This window comes from Thaumasiovibrio subtropicus, from assembly GCF_019703835.1.
Taxonomy (GTDB): Bacteria; Pseudomonadota; Gammaproteobacteria; order Enterobacterales; family Vibrionaceae; genus Thaumasiovibrio; species Thaumasiovibrio subtropicus.
In genome coordinates this window covers 389,064-411,828 of sequence record NZ_AP023055.1, presented here as the reverse complement: position 1 = coordinate 411,828, position 22,765 = coordinate 389,064, and the positions used below count along the sequence as shown (strand labels likewise).

Below are 22,765 nucleotides of genomic sequence, written 5' to 3'. Positions count from 1 at the left end.
TTGTTGTGCCCCTAGCTTATGAATAGCGCAGCGTCATCCGACGGGTCACTATTCGCCTCAGAGCGAAAAATGTGCGCGGATGATATCACAATTAGTTAGTACACAAACCTTTTAAACTCAAAGTATCTAGTGTTTTTTACCGTATAATTGCTCATTAATAACACAAACGAATAATATGAACACAAAACATTTCCATGCCAAAAGTGTTTGATTATTCCTCATCACCCTGCCTTTGCCTACCTTTACCCTGTCCAACGATATCGTCCCATCTCCACAGCAGTGCTTCACTAACAAACCGAAATAGACGCACTGAGCCAACCTGTTTTACTACATTATGTTTATGCCCTCCTCCCAGCATCACTGCGCTTCACTGCCACTCAATTCCTTCGTCTTCCACCTATTTTGATTGGGTTTCAATTGCGCCAGCAGCGCACAGATCAACATCAGCGCCATTAACCCATATTGATAGAACTCGAATTGTTCTGACATCAATATCGCCCCTGCAGCAATGCCGGCCAAAGGGTTCGCTATCCCCGCAAACGCGAGCTGCAATATCGTCGCTTTGCGCAACAGATAGAGAAATGCACTGTAAGCAATCATGGTGTTGGCAATCACCAACCAAGTTGCTGAACCAAAGAGCTGACGACTGAACGTGACTGAAGGGGGCGACTGCCACCACTGCCAAGCAGCGAAAGGCACCAACATCAATCCCCCTAAAATCAACTGCCATACGAGCACTTGCCACCAACCTAACTCGGCTATCAAGGTTTTTGCACACAAGCTGCCGAAGAGAATCAACAGGATGCCGATGACCATTGCCGCAACACCAATAAGGTTGACCTCACCTTGCGCCGGATTAAACAACAGAGTTGCCGCCGTTAGCATAAGTAATGCCGCGGCTATTTGGCGTTTGGCGGGTGCGGCTTCGCCCCTAAAATGATTAATGATCATCGCAAACATGGGGGTCGTTGCAGAACCAACGGCAGCAAAGCCTGCAGGGAGTGTTTGCGCGGCAATGAAAATACAGGTGAAAAAAGCACCGATGTTCACCACGGCATTGATAAACAGCGGTTTCCAATAGCGTCGTTGCGGCCATGTCGGTTTAAGCGCCAATAAGATAAGTCCAGCTGGTAACGCCCTGAGCACACCTAGCGCAAAGGTCGGCCAAGACTCAAAGCCAAACTGGGTTACCGCATACGTTGTTCCCCAGAACATCTGAGGAATCATCAGAAGAAGAATAATCACAACAAGTATCTCCACGTAAAGATATTTGAATGCCACTATACTTCGCTTTTTCAATTCGGTAAAGTATCTTTACGTTAAGAAAGATAACCAAGGACTCGAGAATGGCTAATCAAACGCCAGCAGATACGATCGATCTGATCATTGAACAATGGCAGCAAGAAAAACCGCAACTCAACACCTTACCTATGGCGATGCTTGGCAGAATGAAACGCTTAGCCGCGCACTCCGAAAAAGCGATTGCGGATTGTCATAAGCAGTTTGGTATCAAGCTCGGTGAGTTCGACGTGTTAGCGACTTTACTTCGCTCGGGTCAACCCTACACGCTGACGCCTTCGGTGCTGTTTAAAACCATGATGCTGAGCTCCGGCGCAATGACTAATCGCCTTGATCGTCTCGAAGAGAAAGGTTTAATTACACGGGCGCACTCTAAAGATGATCGCCGCAGTGTGACCGTGAGTTTAACGGATGAAGGTAAGGCCCTGATCGAAGAGGCAATTGTGGCACACGTTAAAGTCCAAGAGTCCCTGGTGGCGGGAATCACTACAGAAGATCAACATGCGTTCTCTGAACTATCGAAGCGATGGTTGATTTCGCTCAAGCATGATGCTGATTTGCCTCAAGATTAGCCCAAATTGGCTTCCGTTCTTGATATACTCAAGCCACCTCAAGATGTAGGATTCAGAAGCAGACTAGCTTCCCGAAGGGAGAGTTTTCTAGGCTTGAGTATCAGATGAACGCGATGTAAAGATGAGAATCAGCTTAAGAGGTCACCATGATAGAAACGATGCGAAGTTTATTAGGTGTGAGCGCGTGCTTTAATGTTGCCGTCTTGTATTCTTGGTTTCTCACTTTCACGTTTGCACATCAACGCCTTTATCAATGGCAAACGCGGCACTCTGGCTGGGACGTTTCTCGTTTCAATCAATGGCACTATCGCGCGCTGGCAAGAATCAAAAACTTCACCATCACCTGTTTGCTCGTCCCTTCCGTTATTCTCCACCTCTATCTAATGGCAATCTAATTCACTACCGAAAATGGCCAGTATGTGTTAACAATGGCGCTAAAATGTACTCACGTTATCGCAAGACGCTTGAGTATGAATTCATTCCCGTCTGCTGCTGAGAATGAGATTAGAGGGCCTACGACATGGACGCACACTACTACCTGAAGGCACGCTTATCGCGTGACGCGAGATTTGATGGCCTCTTTTTCACTGCGGTAAAAACGACGGGGATCTATTGCCGTCCCATATGCCCTGCCCCAGCCGCCAAGGAAGAAAATGTCGAGTATTTTCCCGCCGCGTCGCAAGCCGCCGCTGCAGGCTACCGCCCTTGTATGCGTTGTCGCCCCGACAGTGCCCCTGGCTCACCCGCTTGGTTAGGTAGCCATACCACATTGCGACGCGCACTTTCACTGATTGAGCAGCAAGGGTTAAGTCATCAAGCGTTACCGGCTTTTTGTGACCGGCTCGGGATCTCCGAACGCTACCTGCGACACCTCTTTCAAGAACACGTAGGTATGTCACCAAAGACGTATGCTATCTATCGCCAACTGCTGTTCGCCAAGCAGATGTTGCACGAATCTCACTTACCGATCACCGATATCGCCTTTGCGGCTGGCTTCAATAGCGTTCGCCGTTTTAATGATGCTTTTCAGCAGCACTTTAAGCTATCACCCAGACAGATTCGTCAATCTAAGGTGCAAAATGACAACGGAGAACTCAGCTTGTTTTTAACCTTTCGTCCTCCTTACCACTGGCCATCCGTCCGTGATTTTTATGCCGCCAGAGCCATTAACGGCTTAGAGTGGGTAGATGAGCACAGCTATGGCCGTACCTTCACGCACCATGGCGAAACAGGGCATTTCACAGCCACCTTCGATGAAGACAAGCATGGTTTTCATGTCGCCATTGTCACCGATAAACCTGCGGATCTGCACTTACTGATCGCCAACATCCGTCGTTGCCTTGACCTTGATGCAGATGTCGCGCACATAGAGCAAGCACTCACCAAAGCCATCGGCATGCCACTGGATATTGCGGGCATTCGTCTTCCCGGGATTTGGAGCCCTTTCGAAGCCGGCATTCGCGCAATTCTCGGCCAGCAAGTGTCGGTCAAAGCCGCCAGGAATTTGGTGGAGAAAGTGATAGACAGCAACCCAGATAACGCGGAACCTTACCGCTATTTCCCCGAGCCCAATGCCATCAGCGAAGCCTTTGTACGTAGCCTAGGCATGCCAGAGCGTCGCAAAGAGACACTATTAACTTTCATCAACTATGCCATTGAAAATCCGATCTTTGACGCGGATGCACTCCTTAAGCTCAAAGGCATTGGGCCTTGGACCGTCGACTACCTTAAACTTCGCGGCATCAATGATCCCGACATCTTTTTAAGCGGCGATCTCGGCGTGCAACGTGCGATTAAAAACCTCAATGCTAGGCAAGATGCCACAGCATTTAACCCAGATGCCGCCGCACCTTGGCGCAGCTACCTCACCTTCTACTTATGGAATGTTATGGATGTTTAATCAACTCATAGATACGCCAATCGGGTGGCTCAATGTTATCGCTAACCACACCGCGGTTACCGCGATTCACTTTGATGCCGATCCTGATTTAGATACGCACACCAACCCGATCACTCAACAAGCAGTGCAAGAGCTCACTGAGTATTTTTCAGGACAGCGCATCAACTTTGATGTCCCCGTCGCTCCAAAAGGAACGGCCTTTCAACACCGTGTTTGGCACGCACTGCAAACCATTCCACATGGTGAGTTTTGCAGCTATGGCGATATTGCTGTCAAGTTAGACAACCCCAAAGCCGTACGTGCTGTCGGTGCCGCCAACGGGAAAAATCCGATTCCGGTTATTATTCCCTGCCATCGCGTGATTGGCGCGTCAGGCAAACTCACCGGGTATGCGGGTGGACTCGATAAGAAAACCACCTTGCTCAAGCTAGAGGGTATCGAAGGCATCAAAGCGTAATGCAGAAGATGAATTTTTCAGTCCAACCCGCTAGAATTGCCGCCCACATTCGCTGTTGATTGAAGACACCATGCAAGATCCGATGTTTTTTCCATTTCATGCTGACGTAGCGTCGTTACCCAGACCCGCGCAGTTCACCTTTCCGTTTTGCTATCAACCTCATCCGATGGCAATCGCAGCATCGGAGGCCTTGCAAGATGCACTCAGTCAACCTTTAGAGTGGGAACACGACTTTGGCTTAGTGCAAGAAAGTGAGTCGGCAACCGGAAAAATGTTCGGCGTACTCGTGGTTGAAAACGCGCAAGGCGAGCTAGGGTATTTACGTGCCTATTCAGGCAAAGTCGCTGAGAGTAATCACCTGCCCGGCTTCGTCCCGCCTGTGTTTGATATGCTGGATGAAGATGGCTTCTTTTTGCCTGAGCAAGCAGAGATCAACAAAATCAACCACCAACTCGATGCTGCATTAGCCTCACAAGACTATGTCGTTGCTAAAACACAATGGCAAACCGTGGCCAATGACGCTAAAACGGCGCTGTCGACGCATCGCGAGCAGATGCAAATCAACAAAAAATCGCGTAAAGCACAACGATTAGCCCTTAGTGAACTTCCTGAAGAACAACGCGCAGAAGCGCGGCAACGACTCAATGAAGCAAGTGTGATTGATAAACTGCAGCTACGCGACCTTAAATTGCAGTGGGAAGCGACAGTGAACGACGCGAAAGCGACGCTAGATGGTTTTGAAAACCAGATCGATGCACTCCGTCAAGAACGAAAGCAACGTTCGCACCGCTTACAAAAGCAGCTCTTTGCGCAATACCGCTTTCTCAACGCCGTGGGCGAGTATGAAGATCTTGGCGCAATTTTTGAGAAAACACCCTATGGTGTGCCCCCTGCTGGGGCGGGTGAGTGTTGCGCACCTAAACTGCTGCATTACGCTTATCAGCATGGCTATCAACCGCTTGCTCTCGCAGAGTTTTGGTGGGGACAATCGCCCAAATCTGAAATTCGTCGCCACCAGCATTACTACCCTTCCTGTCAGGGTAAATGCCACCCTATCTTGTCACATATGTTGATCGGGCTTGATGTAGAGCCGAGCCCTCTGCTAATGAGCGACAGCGACAAGAAACAAGTGGAGATCATTTATGAAGATGAACACCTTGCGGTGATCAACAAACCTGCTGAGTTTCTTTCGGTGCCCGGTAAGTCAGTTAACGACTCCGTCTATACCCGCATGAAAGCACGTTATCCCGATGCGACTGGGCCACTGATTGTCCATCGACTGGATATGTCGACATCGGGTTTAATGGTGATTGCCATTAGCGCCCGCGCTAACAAATACCTACAACAGCAGTTTATTCAGCGAACAGTAAAGAAACGTTACTGTGCTCTGTTAGAGCAAGATATTCCCAAGGAAAGTGGCACGATAAGCTTGCCAATGCGCGGCGACTTTTATGATCGCCCTCGCCAGCTCGTCTGTTTTGAACATGGCAAACCGGCTGAGACCTTTTATGAAGTGATCGAGCGCCACAATGGCAAAGCCAAACTTTTTCTTTATCCGAAAACAGGACGCACCCACCAACTCCGCGTGCATTGTGCGCATGTCGATGGCCTGAACAGTCCCATCGTCGGTGATGATCTCTATGGTACGCGTGCGAACCGCTTGCATCTGCATGCAGAGAGCATCACCTTTGAACATCCCATCACCCGAGAGACCGTCCACTTTCAGGTCGATCCAGATTTCTAAATTAGTATACTCATAAATAAAAACGCGCTGCTCACTCAGCGCGTTTTTTCTTTAAAGCGACAATTAATCCATTACGAATAATCCATTACGAATCAGGCAGCATACTCTTTACCGCATTGACAACAATGTCGGGATGTTGCAAGTGCAAGTAATGGTCACTATTGGGCACCTTAATATGGCGGCTATTGGCGGAAAGTGTTGCGAGGCGACGTTGGAACGACTGCCATTCTGCATTGAGATGGAAGTTATCGTCTTCACTGAGCTGCGGTAGACTATTGTCTGACGCACTGATCACCACTAACGGCATTTCTCCCATCCGAATCAAATGTGCATCCACCAAACGCTCATAGTTTTCCGCCATATGGCTTAACTCATCTTGCATACCATTAACATGGTCTGTCGTCGCTAACACTGAACGATACTGGCTAAGCAAGGTCTCTGGCATACCCGGATCTGGAATCTCCTCAGGTGAAAGTGCCAACAATCCTAGTTGCTGTAGAGTCGATACCGTCGCTAACTCGGCCAACGAGGCCTCATTAATCCCTTCGTAAATTGCCTTGGTTCTATCGCTAATCAACTCATAAGCAGCATCGACAAGTACCATTCCTTTAACACGATCAGCGTGCTCGTGCGCATAGCGCCTAACCAACATGCCACCAAAAGAATGGCCGACCAACACTAAATCGCCTTCCACTTGCGCCGCTGCCAATAGCTTTTCAAACTCCGCAAGCATCAACTCACTGCTCCGCAGTGCATCTGGATGACGCTCACTCCATCCGAGTCCAGCTCGATCGTAGCTACATACCCGCGTTTCGCGTGCAAGCTTGTCTTGAATATTTCGCCACGTCAGAGAGAAATCGCTGCCGCCGGCTTCCATCACTACCGTTGGTGAACCATGCCCAGCACAATACATATGCAGTCGATAGCCTCCCACATCATGCAACTGTCCCGGTGGTAAGGTCACCGCCGTGAGCGCTTTTTTAGTCGAATGGCCTTGATAGAGCACATAGGCGACAAACGCGATAACCAGCACCACAATCATGATGATAAAACGCCATAGCCATCGCCACGGGCTCAATCGCTTTTTGGTAAAAAGTGTGTCCATGATACATCCCTGAAGTGAGTAGTAATTTGCGATCACGTCAGTTGCATGCTCCCCACTCTCCGTGGGGTTGACGTGATACACAGGCCGCTTTTCGCAGCTGACTTAATTTTCCCAAACATCCGTTACGTGACATTCAGGCCAATTTGTTATTTTTTGTTCAAATTACCACTAATGGGGAGAAGATCACGTGCTTGTTATCGCGAAAAATAACATTTGGGACATATAAAGAAGAGTGTCTATACAATCAGATAGTTAGTGGTTCAATAAGGGACAAAATTGGCTCAAATTGTGAGTGTGGCTGTTACCTGCACAATGGCATGATCGCTACTCTCACTGTCAATTTCGTACCGCGGGTTAATCAGATGGCGGTCAATACAGTGATAAGCACAGATTCTGCCTCGGCATTCGACGCTGTTATGATCAAAATGATCAGTGAGCAAAATATAGTCCAGTACGCTTCCCACCGCGCCATGGTAATGAGTCGCAGGCCGAAGTATTTCTCTATTTTGTTGCGACTGATACAAAGCCCAACTGTCGTGCAGCCAGCCATTGTTCGCCAACGCCTTTAACTCACTACTCTGTAAATCGCGATTGAAATCCCCCATCACTACGGTAGGTAAGTGAGCATCGGGGCCTTGAGAGAGCTGCAGATTCAATAGTGCCGCTTCAGTACCGCGTTGCCGTGTTGAAGCCCACGAATCACAGAGCTTGAGTGCGATATTGCGCGGGTCTTGGCCCTCTATGTCGACTGATGCGCGCTGAGATTTGAGATGAATACTCACGCATCGGATATCACCTAAAATCGGATGTGTCACAACCGCAACGACAGGCGTACGACTAAATTGGAACGGCGGGGGAAGTCCTAGTGATACCAACGTCTCTGTATCAACCCTGATCGGGTAGCAACGTTTTAGGGGCAAGCGGGAGGCAATACCGACGACGGGAGACTCATAGATATAGCCATCTCTTACTCGGGGTTTGTCAACGATATGAAGTTTATATCCATAGGGTTGCAACAACTCATCTAACGCGTTGTCAGAAAAGATCTCTTGGAAGCCAATAATGTCCGCTTCCAATGCAGCGACGTGTGAACGAACCCACTGTTGTTTTTTCTGCCACTGCTCAGCCAAGAGAATGTTATCCATCTCGTAAGCGGCATTCGGCGGGGCAATAAAGTTGAGTAAGTTCCAAGTCGCTAAGGTAAGCTGCATCTTTTCTCTCTGAGTGCTAAACACATGGTTCAAGGTTGTTTACTCAGCTTTCTACGAATAAACAAGGATACGTTACACAAATCATGCTCACTTTTCACCGTCGCTATGCCATCTTGAATGTCGCGCTATTTGCATTGCTCGTCTTTATCGCACTATTCATCAATGATCGGATTATTCGCCCCTTCATAGGTGATGTGTTGGTGGTCATTTGGATCTATGCGTTTTTCTGCACTTTTCTCACCTTCTCACGATGGAAAATCGCACTCGGTACGCTGCTGTTTGCCTACAGCGTAGAGATAGCTCAATACTACAACCTAGTAGCGCTTCTCGGCTTGGAGCACAACCGAATGGCACGCATTGTGATCGGTATGACATTCGACTGGCTCGACCTCGTCGCGTATAGCCTAGGTTGGGGGATTATTACGATATACTCAAGCCTCCTCAAGATAAGGGATTCAGAAGCGGACTAGCGCATCGAGTTCAAGGCAAAGGTATGAAGGAATGGCCTTCTCCTTTCAAATAACTTTAACGCAGAAATCGGGGCGCTAGGCGCTTCCCTCTGGGCGAGTTTTCTAGGCTTGTCATCTGTGTTACTGCTTTTCGATTTAGTCCACTAGACCTTCAAAGCAGTGCCTTGCTGACAAGCCTAGAAATTCTCGCTGAACAAGCATCTAGAGGTGGCTTGAGCATATCTGCGCCGCTTGTTTTAGTGTCTAGTAAGTTGTGGCTGCCTCGTTTTTCGCCAAACATAGAAAGCAGCCACCACAATGGCTATCTCAACCAATGCGGTCCAATGAAAAAGAAAGTTAAACCACCAAGGCTGGTACAAAGCAGGCACGGTGACCAAGGTCGTCGCCACGTCAGAGAAAGGGAATAACCATTGTACTTGCCCTACAACGGAGTCCAGCACAAGGTGTAATACGCCTCCTAGGGCAAAAGCAACCATCAGAGCACTTTTTTCTCGCCAAAACTGACGACGATAAAGACAAAAAGCAGTCGCAGCGAAAAGTAACCACAAAATAGGTAAATGCGTCCAGTAACCATGATGATGGGTGGCTCTATCTGCGACAAAGTAAAACCAAAGTAAGTCGATGTCAGGAATAACGCTACCTACCATGGCCGCTTGTATGAAGTGGCGTTGGTTACCACCGACAGGCACGCAAGACGTTTGAAGTAATTTCGCAAAGAGGTAGCCGGCGGGAAGGTGCGCAATAAACATCAAAGTATCCTTTCATCGAACTGTATTCGGTAGCCTTTAAGCCTGAACTATCCACTCAACAAATCGCTCACCCAGCTTTGATAACGACGGCCGATTAAAAACCAGCTTATAAGATAGGTCTGTCGGCAAGGTCAGAGATTTGTCAGAAAGCCGCACGAGTTGACCTTTTGCGAGCTCCTTCTCAACCATTTTAGGTTCAACTAAACCGACCGCCTCAGCCTCTAACACAGTTTGTACCACATGACTGAGGTCAGTGAGTCCTACCATGTTCATCCCCTTGGGTTCTTCTACGCCTTCATTTGCAAACCACTGCAGCCAGTCAGGCCAAGTTCGTCCCTCTGTTTGGCAATCAACATAACAGAGCATCACATTTGTTAAGCGGCCGAGATCGTGAAGATCAATAGTGCGGGCGAGTGCCGGACGACAAACGGGGATGACTTCGGTAGAGAACAGTCGATGCTGCTGTAAAGGCTCAGCCACATCACACCCAAAGCGGATTGCGATATCAAGCTTATCTCCAGCCAGACACCGCACTTTATCTGTCACATCAAACACAAGGTCAGCATCAGGATAAAGCGCTTTGAACTCGGGTAAACGTGGAAATAGCCAGTTCGTTGCAAATCGCGGCATCACCGAGATAGTGAGTGTTGTCTTCGCTTTTTCCTCCTCCTGAGTCACAATATGTAATGCATCAAGATGGCTTTTATACATTACGGATAAGGCAGCATCTACCCCAACCAGATACACCCTACCCGCCTCCGTAAGACTAACTCGACGGCTTGTACGCTCAAAAATCGAAAAGCCCAACCGCGACTCAATCTCCTTCACCTGATAGCTCACAGCCGCTGGAGTAAGCCCTAACACATCTGCTGCTTTTGAAAAGTTTAAATGTTGAGCAACAGCATTTAGTACCCGCAGCGGTTGCATACCCGGTAACTGGGAGGAAGTAGGTTGATCTACTCGGTTTTCGGCGCGATATGACATTACAATCTTCAAGTATTTCTTAATGATGCTATCAGTAATACTCGTTTCTCTTCTGAACTGCAATTGCTCACAATCCAAATCACATCTAATTCAATCAAAGGAGATATTATGGCTGAGCAATTTCTATCAAGGCCACACCCAGCATTCATCAACGGTGAGCCTGCGCATTTCAACGACCTTCTTTCTCTTACCTTTGCGGGTTTCGCGCACTTTACGTTTGTTCAAGTGAGAAATGGTCAGGTAAGGGCACTGGATTTACATCTAGAGCGACTCATCACTGCGTCGCATCAATTGTTCGGACAACCCTTATCGGAAGATCGCATTGTTCGAGAAATGAAATTAGCCATCGGCTCATCTCAAGATATCGGTCTCCTTTACTATGTGTATAGTGACCAAGGCGAGTTCAACCATCATCGACCTACCCTTCAAACCTTGGTTCGGACACTTCCGGCTTCGAGTGGCCCCACAGGTCCACTACAGCTTAAAACAGTAGAGTATGAGCGCTTGCTGCCTGACATAAAACATGTAGGAGAAATTGCCAAAACCCATTTCATGCATAGCGCCGCCCAACAAGGGTTTGATGATGCCGCTTTTATCGACCGACAAGGCTATTTATTAGAAGCCTCAATATGGAATCTGGTCTTTTGGGATGGTGAGCACATTGTCTGGCCAGAAGGCCCCATGCTCAGAGGTACTATGATGGCGACAGTGCAACGCCAGCTGACACGTCGAGGCATTTCGCAAAAAACGCAAGCTATTCACATCAGTGATATTCGCCACTTCCGAGCCGCAGCAGTATTGAACTCTTGGTCAGCAGGCATCGCGGTATCTAAGATAGATGAGGTTGTCTTTACTAGTTCCAAACACTTTATCGCATTACTGCATAACGCGTATCAACAAGAACCTTGGGAAGTATTACCAAGCAAGACTTAAACCACATCAAGATGCTTGTTTGGAAGAAAAAGAAAAGAGCGTGTTATCTACTGACAACAACACACGCTCTTTCAGGGGGGATTTACAATGTAGGCATAGATGCCACGTTGATCACGCGATCTCTTTCAGGCTCATGCCTATCTGCTGCTCAAACTGGCTCGCGCTAATCTTCGTCCATTCAGGGAAACGTTCGTCTTCAAGTTCAATCCGCTGGAAACGCTCTTCACCGTAATTTGGCCCTACATCAGAAGGCTGGTGTTCAATCCAGACAATGGCATCATTGCTGGCATCAGACAAGTGCGCTTCTTTAACATCATGAATGATCTGCGCAATGTGCTTACGGCTACTAAGGTTGTACTTGTTCTCAGCGAGGTGGGTGCAAAGGCCAATGATTTTTGATTGCTGATCATCGCTGAATAATCTAACGCGGCAACTTCCGCCGATCGATGAGCTTCTTCCAGTGAATGAGTGTTTATAGTCGATAATTTTTTTCATTTAATAGTGTCTCATTCTTTCTAAGAGGCGGTGAGGTCAGTGTTATCGCTATGACATTCAGTACTTCACCTCGTAATGGCTATATGGATCCTGACCCTATGTACTGTCTCGTTCAATATTAATATCAATTCACGGTATCTATTATTAATAACTAATGACAATTTTTGTAGCTATCCAACCCGCCCAGATGTAACAATTTATTAATAACTTCCAGACACTCCATGCTAAACCTTACTGCAGTAACTTACTGATATCTCGTTTTTAGATCTAACAGTCGACACTCACCCCGCAAAAAGATAAGACATTCATCACATTTATTTACTAAGCACAAATATCAGCACCCGTACATTTTGAAACCAAAAGCATGTGCTCATAGTCTCATTTAACTATGCAAACCATCGCGGACTTCTCATTTCTTTTCGAATAGGATTGGAGCATGCTCTGCAACAAGGTATTAACATAGATGCTCAAGCCTCTTCAGTGGCTTAGAGATAATCTCCAACAATGATCGACACACAACACATCGACGATAAAACACAATTAAAAAGGAGTAACGCTATGCGTTCTGCAATCAAGAAAGGACTGATCGCGCTTTCGTTGGCTATTTCATTGCCGGTAGCGGCCAATAACTACACCATAGGAACGGGAAGCCAAAGTGGCACCTACTACCCACTAGGTGGATTGTTAGCGAAGATCTGGAGTGAAAATATTGATGATTTTAACATGCGCGCAGAAGTCACCGCCGCCTCTGTTGAGAACGTCATTAAAGTCTCAACCAATAAGCAGCTCGCAGGCATTGCAATGGGCAACGTTGTGCAGCAAGCCTATGAAGGAACGGACCCTTTCCCACGTAAGATGGATGTCTCTGTTTTATTTGCTCTTTATCCAAACGTGGTGCAGTTCCTTGTGCCTGCCAAATCAGATATTCAATCGATCGCCGACCTCAAAGGCAAACGCGTTTCGCTTGGCGCACCGGGCTCTGGCACACGAGTCAGTGCACTGAATATACTTTCAACACTTGGCATCGAGGAGTCTGATGTAAAAGGACAAGCACTAAACTATACCGCGACGACCGAAGCATTGGCCAATGGTCAGATTGACGCGGGTGTGATTGTGGGGAGTCTAGGCGTCGGTGCGATCACCGAGCTCGCCCTCACCCGTGATATCCGTATTCTCTCATTCTCACAAGAAGAAATTAGCCAGATCATCGCTGCCAACCCGTCTTATGCGGGGCTTGATGTCGAAGCTGACAGCTACCGTAATGTTCCTGCATTCACTGCGCCAGCCGTTTGGAATGTCCTTGTCGCTAAAGGTGACATGAGCGATGAGATGGCATACGAGATGACAAAAGTCGCGTTTGAAAACATCGAGCAAATTCGTCAATCCATTGGTGTGACGAAATTTACCACGGTCGAGAACATGAACAAGCTCGCGGGCATCCCACTGCATCCTGGTTCTCAGCGCTACATGGATGAAAAACTGAAATAAGCCAGTTTCACGTTTACATAGGAGCAATCAATGACAAACACGTCTTCGTTGCAGCACCGTGTGACCGAAACCTTAATGCTGATAGCCGCTGTTGCGGCTATCGCTTTATCGGTCTTCCAAATTTGGCAAGGTCTCACTGCCAACCTCTCCGCAACGGTGTTTCGCCCAGTACATTTAAGCTGGATTCTCGCGTTGGTCTTTCTCGCAAAGCCGATGGTTTCTTTACAACGCTTCCCTCAACTCTATCTCCCAGCTCGTCTCGTTGATGTTGCCTTAGTTGTGGCAACCCTATGGGCCGCGCAACACATTGTCAGGTTTGATTACGATGACATTACCTTTTTACTTGATGGCCTAACCACACCAGATATCGTCGCAGGATCACTGTTGATTGGTGTTTTGCTCGAAGCAACCCGCCGCACAGTGGGTATGGTGATGGTCGGCATCGCAGGCTTTTTCCTTGCCTATGCCATGTTTGGCGATGCGCTTCCCGCTAATGTCGCGAATAAAGGCTTTGAGCTTGAAGAGATCATCCGTTTTCATATTTTCTCAACCAACGGCGTTTTTGGTGCGCCGCTGGCCATCGCCGCAGGTGTGGTATTTATCTTCGTGCTCTTCGGCGCGTTCTTGCAAGTCACGGGTGCGGGGCAGTTCTTTATCGATGCGGCATTTGCCGTTGCAGGGAAGTACCGTGGCGGGCCTGCGAAAGCCAGTGTCATCGCTTCGGCTGCGCTGGGGTCCATTTCTGGCTCCGCGATTGCAAACACAGTAACAACTGGCGCGTTAACTATCCCCATGATGAAAAAGCTCGGCTATCGACCTGAACAGGCTGCAGGCATTGAGGCTGCCGCCTCGACGGGCGGGCAAATTATGCCGCCTGTCATGGGAGCGGGCGCGTTCGTCATGGCGCAATTTACTGGCATCGCGTATAGCGAAATCCTGCTAGTTTCCATTGCGCCAGCCATTCTCTACTTCGGCTGTACCTTGCTATACGTACATTTGATGGCTTGTAAGCTCGGCTTGAAAGGGATGGACAGCGTCACTCAACTTCGTGTGGTGATGAAGCAAGGGTGGCACTTCATTCTGCCCCTCGTGTTAATCACTACCCTGCTGCTGATGAGTTATTCGCCAGTATTAGTCGGCATCGCTGGATGTGCAGCCATTTTAGTGGCCGCTATGTGCCGCAAACACAGCCGTATCTCTCTGCGCCTTTTCTTTGAAGGAATGAAAGAAGGTGCGCTACTCGCCCTCCCCATTTCCGTCGCGTGTGCGACTGCGGGTATTGTGGTGGGTGTCGTTGGGCAAACAGGGATCGGATTACAGTTTACTCAGTTCCTCATGGCCCTTTCCGGTGGTTACTTGTGGTCGGTTATGGCATTAATTGCCATTGCAGCCGTCATTCTGGGGATGGGACTCCCTGTGACTGCGGCCTATATTGTACTGTCTATTATGGCGGTACCTGCTTTAACAGATTTAGGCCTTGGCATCCTCACCGCACATATGATCGTGTTCTGGCTGTCGCAGACGTCGAATGTGACGCCGCCTATCGCGCTTGCCGCCTTTGCAGGTGCTGGCGTCGCTGGTGCATCGCCCATGAAATCCGCAGTTCAGGCGTTTAAACTCGCCCAAGGCTTCTTCTTGATCCCATTGATGATGGCATTCTCTCCCCTCATTTTGGCTGAGGGTGAGCTGTTTGGCTTTGTCATTGCGATTGTCACAACCGCAGCCCTTATTGCCGCCTTTGCGGGTGCTATTGAAGGCAGAATGATACACAGTTTATCCATGGCTGAACGTGGCATCCTGTTTATATGCACTTATCCTTTAATCTTCAGTGGTGATATTTTTAAAGCCATTGCTATAGCGGTGGTCATTGCGGTAATCACCATTAATGCAATCCGTATTGGAAATAAACAGACAGTCACAGACAATTAAGCACCTACATATATAATAAAACAAGGCGCCTTATAATAGGCGCCTTTTTGCTATTGTATCTCATCACCACAACAAGAATAAAAAGTCACTCTGCGATAAAGAAACTCATTAGTACAATAGCAATTCTTATCTTATTTTATTTGTGCCATCAGATCTCTTATTGAAAACAGAATTATGTGTTCTACCTGAACAGAAATAATAAGGTAAGTTGAGTGCAAGGTCGCTGAAATTACTTACACTTGTGAGACACAACTTCGTAATTAACTTTATGCGTAATGCTGCCGTACTGGCCAATCACATAATTCTGTACTTTCGTTTTACATTGGGCTAGTGCGTCAGATTTTATGTAGATACCGACACCATCAAAGTTCCAACACTGTGCTTGATCTCGCGCTCGGTCTGTGGCCGACACGGCTTGCGAACTCGTCACATTGCATGAAGAGTACGTCCACTTTGAGGAGCCATCATCATTGGTTGAGTTGCAACCCGCAGCCATAAAGATGACGCTAAGCATAAGTAATTTTTTCATTTTTTAATCCCCTACTATTTTTTCTCATCACCTATAATAATTTCGCTACTGCAAGGCACGACAAAATAATCATGCTCTTGCGCAACAAAATCAATGGCTAACTCGTTATAACCGAGGCAGGGATAAAAAGTGCCACTGTCAGCATCGACAATCACTTGTTCACCGTATATTTCTAATTCAACTGGAGCGGCAGTAACATTTAAAATGGAAAGAAAAGAGTCTTTTGTCTCTACCACATCAATTCCAGAAATAATCGGCTGTGTACCAACCGCCATTGTGCATGTCGCGCAAAAAGCCAGCGCGATAAAAGATTTACTCACGTTCATTGTTGCTCCTCGGTAGTGGGATACCGCCACTTGGATAGGTAAAAAGAAGGCATAGGTAGCAACCGATACATGCGTGCCTCTATTAAATGAACCCCGATTAATAGAAGCAACATAGTCAAAACAGCGAAAAACTCGTCATCTATCAGTTGTCACTCGCTAACTATGCCCTACGAGAAGAATTGTAATCATCTACGAAACAAAGTCCTGTTATTGATTGTAAGGAATGGTCGACACGCTACTGCAATTCATAACAATTTCGTAACTCTGTAAGATTTTCTGCTTTAATATACTCAAGCCACCTCAAGATGCTTGTTCAGCGAGAGTTTCTAGGTTTGCCATCGAGGCACTGCTTTGAAGGTCTAGTAGACTAAATCAAAAAGCAGTAACAAAGAGGGCGAGCCTAGAAAACTCGCCCTTCGGGAAGCGACTAGCGCCCCGATTTCTGCGTTAAAGGCGCTCGAAAGGGGAAAGCCATTCCTTCACACCTTTGCCTTGAACTCAATGCGCTAGTCTGCTTCTGAATCCTGTATCTTGAGGTGGCTTGAGTATAGGCTTATTTAGGCGCCCTGCAGGCTTGAGAAAGATAAACGCCATCCACATCAGTACGATTTTCACCCTGTGCGCTCATCCCTTTCACGGGCTCATCATAACCACATAGCCATGCGATCGGACTTGTCGGGCTGCCATCAACCGTTGCCGGGCGGTATGTGATCACTGTCCCTTGTAAAGGTGCCGCCACTTTGTTTCCCAACCTTATATGTATTGCGCCGTCAACGACGTCAATTTGGGAAACGTAATTGCCAATCAACTGCTCTTTTTGCGGCAAGCCCGCTTCGCTGTTCGTGTAAGGAAAGGCAAGGTGATGGCGATAATACTCGGTAATTCGCTGTCTCAGAGTAGACGAAATATGGGTGGCTTCTGTCGTTTGCGCTTGATAGATATAACCTTGATAACTTGGCATCGCAACTGAGGCGAGTATCCCTATCATAGTAACCACGATCATCAACTCGATGAGCGTGAATCCTTTTTGCTTCATGACTAAAATCCTCCCGACATCATGACCAAGGGTTTGTATACACTGGCAAGAAATATCATAATGCTGCCGACAAGACTCATCGACGATACCATGATCAGTGCTTTCACCATGCGCGTTGTTTTCGCGGCTAATTGTCCAAGTTCGAGCTCAACCAGTTGACCAATCTCACGTGTGACGGAGAGACCTAGCCGCTCACTTTCTTCTAGGTATGAAAGATAATGGCCGCCAACTTCACCCGGTTTAGGAAAGCGGCAATCCTTCGGAGAACCGTTCGTCGACAAAGGATCGGCGGATTTTAAGGGATAATGTATCAGTGCCACCGCATTCCTGTAGTGATGCCGAAGCGCTTTGGGCAGTATGATCAACCACATCTTACTGGTATTGGATACCTCAAACATCAGCATACGCGCTGACAAAATGCTTAGAAACAAAGTGTAAGCACAAAGCAAAAGCACCAAGGCGACACACCACACCCCATTGTTCAAATAAAAACTCACTATCGGAGACACGAGCATTTCGAAGTGAGTCAAGACTTCAAGCAATCCCGGAATCACCATATTCAACACAAGCGCAGATAAAAAGGCATAGAGTACGGCCACCAAGCACAAATACTGCCCCGCGTTTTTTAGCTTTTCGATCTCTTCTGATTGCCGAGAAAAATTGAGTTGTCGATAGACATCCAGTGCCTGCACGCCTTGCGTTGCGCTCACTTGCTTTAACGCATCAAGCAATGAACCCTCCATCTTACTCAGCGGCACCATACCTTCTATCACCTTCGTGCACTGCGGCGTAGCAACCGTGTCGAGTGCTTGCTTCCAATCAACGTGCTCCTGCCTCTCGTAGGCACGCTGGCAAAGATACTGAAAACGACGAGGGATCACTGTTTGTTACCTCCGAACCCAAAACGATAAACGTAGAGAGCTACACCCAGAATACCGAGGCCAATACACATGCGATTCACATCATCCCAAGAGAGTAATCCAAGCAACGGCTGACTGGTCGAAAATGGCGCAAATAGATACATATCTGAATGAATCAACGCATCGAAGAGCACGTGCGATATCGTCCCTAAAAAGGCTGTCACAAACGCACATGTCCAAGTAATTGGCAAATAGTGACGTCGCCGAATGATAAGAAAACCGAGATGACATAAGGGTTTCCCCGTCACTGCAGCAACTATCGCTAATCCTATTGCACCAAGCAAGGTATGTGACCAACCATGGAGGTGCCCGCCTCCACTGAGTAAAACCACCAACGGCTGCACATCAATGACAATTTGCGACCAACCAAATAGCGTGAGAGAAAAGTGTCGCCCGGCAGCAGATTTCATCACGACGCCTGCTCCCATGTGGAAAGGTGTGAATGGCATGTTAATTCCTTATAGACTCAAGCCATCTCAAGACATAAATTATTTTCAAGCACAATACTCAGTTCACTGCCATTCCCCAAGGCCATATCAAAACATTCGCCAATCTGGCTCGAAAACTTGCAGCGCGCTTGCAGGTATCATCATTCCATAGCGTTAACTGCTTCGAAAAAGGAAAGCCATTCCTTCACACCTTTGCCTTGAACTCGAATCGCGAGTCTGCTTCTGAATCCTGCATCTTGAGGTGGCTTGAGTATATAAAATCTCCATTCGACGTAAGTCGCTCTATTTCTCTGTTGTTTTTTGATCTCGCCCCCTTGAAGGCAGATAAACGATTGCGTTACTCTCTCCGTCGCTGATAAGTCAGTAATTTATTCTCAGGGCGGGGTGAAATTCCCCACCGGCGGTAAATGTACTCGCGAACCCCTTTGCTATGTACATCAGCCCGCGAGCGCCTAACGCCGTTTTGTTAGGGTCAGCAGATCTGGTGAAAACCCAGAGCCGACGGTGATAGTCCGGATGGGAGAGGGTAAACAAAGGCATGGATCTCGAAAGAGTTCCGTGCGCTATTGGTTTGTTTCTAGACATAGAACAGACACCACTTCTTTACGCCCTGATTCTGGTGCACACAGGAGCATAACCATGAATCAGAACCCACAACACGACTCTTTACTTGCACCGTTCGGTAACCCTATCGAGCGAGTTGAAGCAGGTATCAAAGCACTACAGCAGGGCCAAGGCATTCTTGTCCTCGATGACGAAGATCGCGAGAACGAGGGCGACCTCATCTATTCAGCCGAAAGCATGACACCTGCTCAAATGGCCTTGATGATCCGCGAATGCAGTGGCATTGTTTGCCTTTGTTTGACCGACGAGCAAGCAGAGCAACTGGCCTTGCCGCCGATGGTGCAAAACAACAATAGCCAAAACCAAACCGCATTTACGGTTTCTATCGAAGCAAAAGTCGGCGTCACGACTGGCGTTTCAGCTGCAGATCGCGTCACTACCATCAAAACCGCCATTAACCCAACGGCAAAACCGGAAGATCTTGCGCGCCCTGGTCACGTATTTCCGCTTCGCGCCCGAAAAGGTGGCGTACTGGAGCGACGCGGCCACACGGAAGGCACGACCGATATGATGAAACTTGCCGGCTTAAACCCAGCGGGTGTGCTTTGCGAAGTGCAAAACGAAGATGGCACGATGGCACGCACTGCCGAGATCGTCGCATTTGCCAATACACACAACATGCCAGTATTGACCATTGAAGATATTGTGGCTTACCGACAATCACTGCTCGCCAAAACCGCATAATACGGCGTAAAAACCATTTATAAACCACGCTTCGGCGTGGTTTTTTATTCCCCTCATCAATGCAACCCTCCTGTAACAAAGCACACAAAATAAGATACAAACCGAACAATTCACCTAACCTGCATTATCACTATCAAAGCGATTAAAACACACGCAATTTGGTGAGAAAGCAACCAATCTCGATTGATACGCTCATAACACTCTGTTTTTAATGGATTCTAGTTATGGGTGTTACCGTCAATGCAAATGGACTTAGCGTTGTTCACCAAGGCTCTGGAGGAAGTGCGAGCGCGGCTTCCTTTGCAGCGACTGGTTTTAAAACGTATCATAATGAACGAGTAAAAATCATTGACGAATAAATATCGTAAGACGGTTTTTATAGAAATTCTAAAGTAATCAGGACTATCAAATGAGTGTCATTAAAGATGGTTTAGAGCAACTGCTTAAACCTTACCTCCATCAAAATGAAAGGGACACACTAGACCTTTACGATGAAAGTTGCCCATACCGAGATATCTTTCTCGATATATTATCAGAAAAAGATACAAAGAGCGCTTTGTGCTTATACCCTAATGGAGAGATATTGTATGGAAAGTACCTAGAAATATGCAAATATCAGCAAAAACAAGCTAATGCCTCTAAGGATGAAATTGAAAACGTCGTCAAGTCTTACACCAATCAATATAAAGAATTACTCTTGGAGTATAGCTATAATGAAGCGGCTAATTTCATTGATCGTATCGTTTCAATAGAGCCAGTTGCTCATACACCTGAGTTCAACGTCGGCGAAAACATTATACATAGATATATTTATGGATGTATTGGCGAAGTTGTTATTGATGATATGCCAGCGTGTGAAAGCATAGATCTTTTGTATAACTGGTCACTTAAAAAGACAGGATGGATTACAGTTACAGCATACTTTTTAGAGACCTTTTTCAACGAGGACGCTATTCCAAGCCGACAACCCAACTACTTCGAGCCGGCATTCAAACTTTGGTGCTATCGATACAGTAATAAGTACTGGGCAAAAGGTAATGACCTACTGAGTAGTGAACTATGCTTCATGTACAATGATGATTAACTGAGAATTTTGTCTCGATATATAATTAATATAACATAACTAGAGACAATAACTTCGTGCCTAACTTTTAGTTTAGCACCTCAACTTACAATAAACATACGCAAGAGGAATGACATTAACGTGAATCATCTTTAATTACTATGCTAATTAATTAAAGATAAAATGAATTACAATGGAGCAAGTGATATTCAAGGCTCTTTGATAAACCACTACCATATATCGACCAAAGATTTTTCAAAAGCAAACATGATATAATTTAAGTCCTCAATTCATAAGGTTGAAGTAAGGTATGAGTACTGTCAAAAATTAGGTATCGATTTATCTTCAGCAATAGTCGATGCGATAAGGGAGGATGTTTTTTCCATAAAAGAGTGTAATACTTGCAATGAAATATATTCCTATATCATATATTGCGATTCAGGATTTAGATCAATAGGCAGTGCATACTCTACAATGGATTACCTTCGCTGCCATCCATCAAGCGAGGTAGATGTAAATTCATGGCCATATATAAACAGTAGTTATTATAACTTCAAAAGGCTAACAGTTATATAGATAATATCTATGAAAGCTTTTATGATGAAGAATTCTCTGATGTTAATCTTGACTGTCTAGACTCCGAAGAACTAGAAGACTTCATACTAGACTTTTTATGTACTGCATAATCGAAGCTCTATCAACACTAACAAGTGATGACACGTTAGATGACAAATTTTTGTTGGGCATCTCTTTCCCTGATCCTTGTTCAAAATCAATAAATAGAATAGTTTACGTATCAGAATCAGTGAACAACACGAAATGGCACGAGAAAATAATCAACTTTTACAATGCCGATTTATAACCACGTTTGAATGACAATTTTAAACAATGAAGGTCATGAATTCCAAGAGCCGACTAACCATGAACTTGTTAAAAGCAGGATTTGCATACGTGACGATAAGTTATGTTTTAACGATAAGTTAGTTACTGGTAATGTTTATACATTATTAGAGAACAACCAAGGTATTGTCGAGGCTGTTAAAAATGGCGTAATACAGTCAGTTACCCATCTTGAACACAAGATATATCAAGAAGACGAAGTGGATTACTGTGAAGTCCACTACGTCAATGGTGAGCCGCTCACTGGTTACGTGATTGATATCGAAGGACCTTATGTTACGGCATTGACGTATTGCGAAAGAAGTTATGAAAAAAACTTCACGGTATGGGATGAGCAAGGTCGAGTCACTGAATATTACAATAGCAATAGCGAATCTATCGTTGAAATCTGCATTAGCTATGTAAACCCCGAAAGGCCTATCGTTGAAAAAATTGATGTAAATAAAGTTGGAGTTGGTCGATACAAAGTATCAATAGATACTAATCATCAACTCACTTCATTAGTCTTATCAATTGATAAATCTGACGCCCAATCATTGATTAATCAACAGAATTTATCGATAGACATATCCATAAATGATACATTGCACAGCATATCCAAATTTCGGGAAGCCGTTGTTCTAGAAATTGATAATTTAAACAGATCTGAAATGGGGCTACTATGTAAGAATTCCATCAACTTAGTCAAGCTTGTTCGTTCAAACTATACGGAAAATTTTATCATTGAACTCTGCCGAATGATAAATCCCATGAAGATCAAGTTGATGCACAAAGATCTAGCTACACAATCTCTAATTAATAAGCTTAATGACATTGGTGTGGAAACACTAATTTGAAGAATCAATAATCTTATATCATAAACTCTATGAAGTGATAAACTATCTGAACATAGTTATTA

23 protein-coding genes and 1 riboswitch are annotated in these 22,765 nt (G+C 46.3%); of the genes, 12 read left to right on the top strand and 11 right to left on the bottom strand.

Features of this window, described 5'->3' with window-relative positions:
* Nucleotides 1–357: 357 nt before the first annotated feature.
* Nucleotides 358–1,245, bottom strand: coding sequence for a DMT family transporter (locus TSUB_RS18155; RefSeq protein ID WP_159064759.1), 888 nt, complete (start codon nt 1,243–1,245; stop codon nt 358–360).
* A gap of 101 nt (nt 1,246–1,346) precedes the next feature.
* Between TSUB_RS18155 and TSUB_RS18150 the strand changes: the two genes are divergently transcribed.
* The 5 genes from TSUB_RS18150 to TSUB_RS18130 all read left to right on the top strand — a co-directional run bounded on the left by TSUB_RS18150 (nt 1,347) and on the right by TSUB_RS18130 (nt 5,972).
* Nucleotides 1,347–1,871 (top strand): MarR family winged helix-turn-helix transcriptional regulator, encoded by a 525-nt coding sequence (locus tag TSUB_RS18150; RefSeq protein ID WP_087016461.1) that lies wholly within the window; start codon nt 1,347–1,349, stop codon nt 1,869–1,871.
* A 146-nt stretch (nt 1,872–2,017) separates the two neighbouring features.
* On the top strand, nt 2,018–2,266 hold the full coding sequence (locus TSUB_RS18145; protein WP_087016460.1) for a DUF6868 family protein: 249 nt from the start codon (nt 2,018–2,020) through the stop codon (nt 2,264–2,266).
* Between the two features lie 125 nt (nt 2,267–2,391).
* Complete coding sequence (locus TSUB_RS18140; RefSeq protein WP_087016459.1) at nt 2,392–3,771, top strand: DNA-3-methyladenine glycosylase 2 family protein; 1,380 nt, start codon at nt 2,392–2,394, stop codon at nt 3,769–3,771.
* Nucleotides 3,764–4,228, top strand: a complete 465-nt coding sequence (locus tag TSUB_RS18135; RefSeq protein ID WP_087016458.1) for a methylated-DNA--[protein]-cysteine S-methyltransferase — start codon at nt 3,764–3,766, stop codon at nt 4,226–4,228. The genes TSUB_RS18140 and TSUB_RS18135 overlap by 8 nt, the downstream gene beginning before the upstream one ends.
* An 82-nt stretch (nt 4,229–4,310) precedes the next feature.
* Nucleotides 4,311–5,972 (top strand): RluA family pseudouridine synthase, encoded by a 1,662-nt coding sequence (locus TSUB_RS18130; RefSeq protein WP_246616508.1) that lies wholly within the window; start codon nt 4,311–4,313, stop codon nt 5,970–5,972.
* 85 nt (nt 5,973–6,057) lie between these two features.
* Here TSUB_RS18130 and TSUB_RS18125 read toward each other — a convergent pair whose 3' ends face one another.
* Both TSUB_RS18125 and TSUB_RS18120 read right to left on the bottom strand, forming a co-directional pair.
* On the bottom strand, nt 6,058–7,077 hold the full coding sequence (locus tag TSUB_RS18125) for an alpha/beta fold hydrolase (RefSeq protein ID WP_087016456.1): 1,020 nt from the start codon (nt 7,075–7,077) through the stop codon (nt 6,058–6,060).
* Nucleotides 7,078–7,358: 281 nt separating this feature from the next.
* Entirely contained in the window at nt 7,359–8,288 is a 930-nt protein-coding gene (locus tag TSUB_RS18120; protein WP_087016455.1) for an endonuclease/exonuclease/phosphatase family protein, read from the bottom strand.
* A gap of 83 nt (nt 8,289–8,371) precedes the next feature.
* Between TSUB_RS18120 and TSUB_RS18115 the strand changes: the two genes are divergently transcribed.
* Entirely contained in the window at nt 8,372–8,758 is a 387-nt protein-coding gene (locus TSUB_RS18115; protein WP_087016454.1) for a ribosomal maturation YjgA family protein, read from the top strand.
* A gap of 236 nt (nt 8,759–8,994) precedes the next feature.
* Here the strand turns inward: TSUB_RS18115 and TSUB_RS18110 are convergent, their stop codons facing one another.
* On the bottom strand, nt 8,995–9,507 hold the full coding sequence (locus tag TSUB_RS18110; protein ID WP_087016453.1) for a metal-dependent hydrolase: 513 nt from the start codon (nt 9,505–9,507) through the stop codon (nt 8,995–8,997).
* A gap of 36 nt (nt 9,508–9,543) precedes the next feature.
* The gene (locus TSUB_RS18105; protein WP_087016452.1) at nt 9,544–10,491 is read right to left on the bottom strand and encodes a LysR substrate-binding domain-containing protein; all 948 of its coding nucleotides are present in this window, start codon (nt 10,489–10,491) and stop codon (nt 9,544–9,546) included.
* A gap of 108 nt (nt 10,492–10,599) precedes the next feature.
* On the opposite strand from TSUB_RS18105, the gene TSUB_RS18100 reads away from it, so the two are divergent.
* On the top strand, nt 10,600–11,424 hold the full coding sequence (locus tag TSUB_RS18100; protein ID WP_087016451.1) for an aminotransferase class IV: 825 nt from the start codon (nt 10,600–10,602) through the stop codon (nt 11,422–11,424).
* 111 nt (nt 11,425–11,535) lie between these two features.
* On the opposite strand, the gene TSUB_RS18095 is transcribed toward TSUB_RS18100, so the two are convergent.
* Nucleotides 11,536–11,919, bottom strand: a complete 384-nt coding sequence (locus TSUB_RS18095; RefSeq protein ID WP_087016450.1) for a hypothetical protein — start codon at nt 11,917–11,919, stop codon at nt 11,536–11,538.
* A gap of 558 nt (nt 11,920–12,477) precedes the next feature.
* On the opposite strand from TSUB_RS18095, the gene TSUB_RS18090 reads away from it, so the two are divergent.
* Together TSUB_RS18090 and TSUB_RS18085 are read left to right on the top strand one after the other, a co-directional pair.
* Nucleotides 12,478–13,407: a TAXI family TRAP transporter solute-binding subunit gene (locus tag TSUB_RS18090; RefSeq protein ID WP_087016449.1), complete on the top strand. Its 930-nt coding sequence runs from the start codon at nt 12,478–12,480 to the stop codon at nt 13,405–13,407.
* Nucleotides 13,408–13,437: 30 nt separating this feature from the next.
* Complete coding sequence (locus tag TSUB_RS18085) at nt 13,438–15,336, top strand: TRAP transporter permease (RefSeq protein WP_087016448.1); 1,899 nt, start codon at nt 13,438–13,440, stop codon at nt 15,334–15,336.
* A 229-nt stretch (nt 15,337–15,565) separates the two neighbouring features.
* On the opposite strand, the gene TSUB_RS18080 is transcribed toward TSUB_RS18085, so the two are convergent.
* The 5 genes from TSUB_RS18080 to TSUB_RS18060 form a co-directional block, all read right to left on the bottom strand.
* Nucleotides 15,566–15,865 carry a hypothetical protein gene (locus TSUB_RS18080; protein WP_087016447.1) on the bottom strand — a complete coding sequence of 100 codons (300 nt, stop codon included), beginning with the start codon at nt 15,863–15,865 and terminating at the stop codon, nt 15,566–15,568.
* A 14-nt stretch (nt 15,866–15,879) separates the two neighbouring features.
* Nucleotides 15,880–16,191: a hypothetical protein gene (locus tag TSUB_RS18075; protein ID WP_087016446.1), complete on the bottom strand. Its 312-nt coding sequence runs from the start codon at nt 16,189–16,191 to the stop codon at nt 15,880–15,882.
* A 553-nt stretch (nt 16,192–16,744) separates the two neighbouring features.
* Complete coding sequence (locus tag TSUB_RS18070) at nt 16,745–17,227, bottom strand: pilin (protein ID WP_087016445.1); 483 nt, start codon at nt 17,225–17,227, stop codon at nt 16,745–16,747.
* Nucleotides 17,228–17,229: 2 nt separating this feature from the next.
* Nucleotides 17,230–18,108 (bottom strand): hypothetical protein, encoded by an 879-nt coding sequence (locus TSUB_RS18065; protein WP_087016444.1) that lies wholly within the window; start codon nt 18,106–18,108, stop codon nt 17,230–17,232.
* Nucleotides 18,105–18,596: a hypothetical protein gene (locus tag TSUB_RS18060; RefSeq protein ID WP_087016443.1), complete on the bottom strand. Its 492-nt coding sequence runs from the start codon at nt 18,594–18,596 to the stop codon at nt 18,105–18,107. The genes TSUB_RS18065 and TSUB_RS18060 overlap by 4 nt, the downstream gene beginning before the upstream one ends.
* A gap of 366 nt (nt 18,597–18,962) precedes the next feature.
* A riboswitch (FMN riboswitch) is annotated at nt 18,963–19,128 on the top strand.
* Between the two features lie 107 nt (nt 19,129–19,235).
* Between TSUB_RS18060 and ribB the strand changes: the two genes are divergently transcribed.
* The 3 genes from ribB to TSUB_RS18045 all read left to right on the top strand — a co-directional run bounded on the left by ribB (nt 19,236) and on the right by TSUB_RS18045 (nt 22,703).
* A complete protein-coding gene (ribB, locus tag TSUB_RS18055; protein ID WP_087016442.1) occupies nt 19,236–19,904 on the top strand; it encodes a 3,4-dihydroxy-2-butanone-4-phosphate synthase in 669 nt (222 codons plus the stop codon).
* Nucleotides 19,905–20,313: 409 nt separating this feature from the next.
* A complete protein-coding gene (locus tag TSUB_RS18050) occupies nt 20,314–20,988 on the top strand; it encodes a hypothetical protein (protein ID WP_221274637.1) in 675 nt (224 codons plus the stop codon).
* Nucleotides 20,989–21,839: 851 nt separating this feature from the next.
* Complete coding sequence (locus tag TSUB_RS18045) at nt 21,840–22,703, top strand: hypothetical protein (RefSeq protein ID WP_221274636.1); 864 nt, start codon at nt 21,840–21,842, stop codon at nt 22,701–22,703.
* Nucleotides 22,704–22,765 lie beyond the last annotated feature (62 nt).

Bases quoted from the DNA above. Each gene is read 5' to 3' on its own strand.
- TSUB_RS18080 (WP_087016447.1), bottom strand. From the start codon at position 15,865: ATGAAAAAATTACTTATGCTTAGCGTCATCTTTATGGCTGCGGGTTGC.
- TSUB_RS18125 (WP_087016456.1), bottom strand. From the start codon at position 7,077: ATGGACACACTTTTTACCAAAAAGCGATTGAGCCCGTGGCGATGGCTA.
- TSUB_RS18110 (WP_087016453.1), bottom strand. From the start codon at position 9,507: ATGTTTATTGCGCACCTTCCCGCCGGCTACCTCTTTGCGAAATTACTT.
- TSUB_RS18070 (WP_087016445.1), bottom strand. From the start codon at position 17,227: ATGAAGCAAAAAGGATTCACGCTCATCGAGTTGATGATCGTGGTTACT.
- TSUB_RS18060 (WP_087016443.1), bottom strand. From the start codon at position 18,596: ATGCCATTCACACCTTTCCACATGGGAGCAGGCGTCGTGATGAAATCT.
- TSUB_RS18075 (WP_087016446.1), bottom strand. From the start codon at position 16,191: ATGAACGTGAGTAAATCTTTTATCGCGCTGGCTTTTTGCGCGACATGC.
- TSUB_RS18150 (WP_087016461.1), top strand. From the start codon at position 1,347: ATGGCTAATCAAACGCCAGCAGATACGATCGATCTGATCATTGAACAA.
- TSUB_RS18045 (WP_221274636.1), top strand. From the start codon at position 21,840: ATGACAATTTTAAACAATGAAGGTCATGAATTCCAAGAGCCGACTAAC.
- TSUB_RS18105 (WP_087016452.1), bottom strand. From the start codon at position 10,491: ATGTCATATCGCGCCGAAAACCGAGTAGATCAACCTACTTCCTCCCAG.
- ribB (WP_087016442.1), top strand. From the start codon at position 19,236: ATGAATCAGAACCCACAACACGACTCTTTACTTGCACCGTTCGGTAAC.
- TSUB_RS18090 (WP_087016449.1), top strand. From the start codon at position 12,478: ATGCGTTCTGCAATCAAGAAAGGACTGATCGCGCTTTCGTTGGCTATT.
- TSUB_RS18095 (WP_087016450.1), bottom strand. From the start codon at position 11,919: ATGAAAAAAATTATCGACTATAAACACTCATTCACTGGAAGAAGCTCA.
- TSUB_RS18130 (WP_246616508.1), top strand. From the start codon at position 4,311: ATGTTTTTTCCATTTCATGCTGACGTAGCGTCGTTACCCAGACCCGCG.
- TSUB_RS18050 (WP_221274637.1), top strand. From the start codon at position 20,314: ATGAGTGTCATTAAAGATGGTTTAGAGCAACTGCTTAAACCTTACCTC.
- TSUB_RS18135 (WP_087016458.1), top strand. From the start codon at position 3,764: ATGTTTAATCAACTCATAGATACGCCAATCGGGTGGCTCAATGTTATC.
- TSUB_RS18145 (WP_087016460.1), top strand. From the start codon at position 2,018: ATGATAGAAACGATGCGAAGTTTATTAGGTGTGAGCGCGTGCTTTAAT.
- TSUB_RS18140 (WP_087016459.1), top strand. From the start codon at position 2,392: ATGGACGCACACTACTACCTGAAGGCACGCTTATCGCGTGACGCGAGA.
- TSUB_RS18100 (WP_087016451.1), top strand. From the start codon at position 10,600: ATGGCTGAGCAATTTCTATCAAGGCCACACCCAGCATTCATCAACGGT.
- TSUB_RS18115 (WP_087016454.1), top strand. From the start codon at position 8,372: ATGCTCACTTTTCACCGTCGCTATGCCATCTTGAATGTCGCGCTATTT.
- TSUB_RS18120 (WP_087016455.1), bottom strand. From the start codon at position 8,288: ATGCAGCTTACCTTAGCGACTTGGAACTTACTCAACTTTATTGCCCCG.
- TSUB_RS18085 (WP_087016448.1), top strand. From the start codon at position 13,438: ATGACAAACACGTCTTCGTTGCAGCACCGTGTGACCGAAACCTTAATG.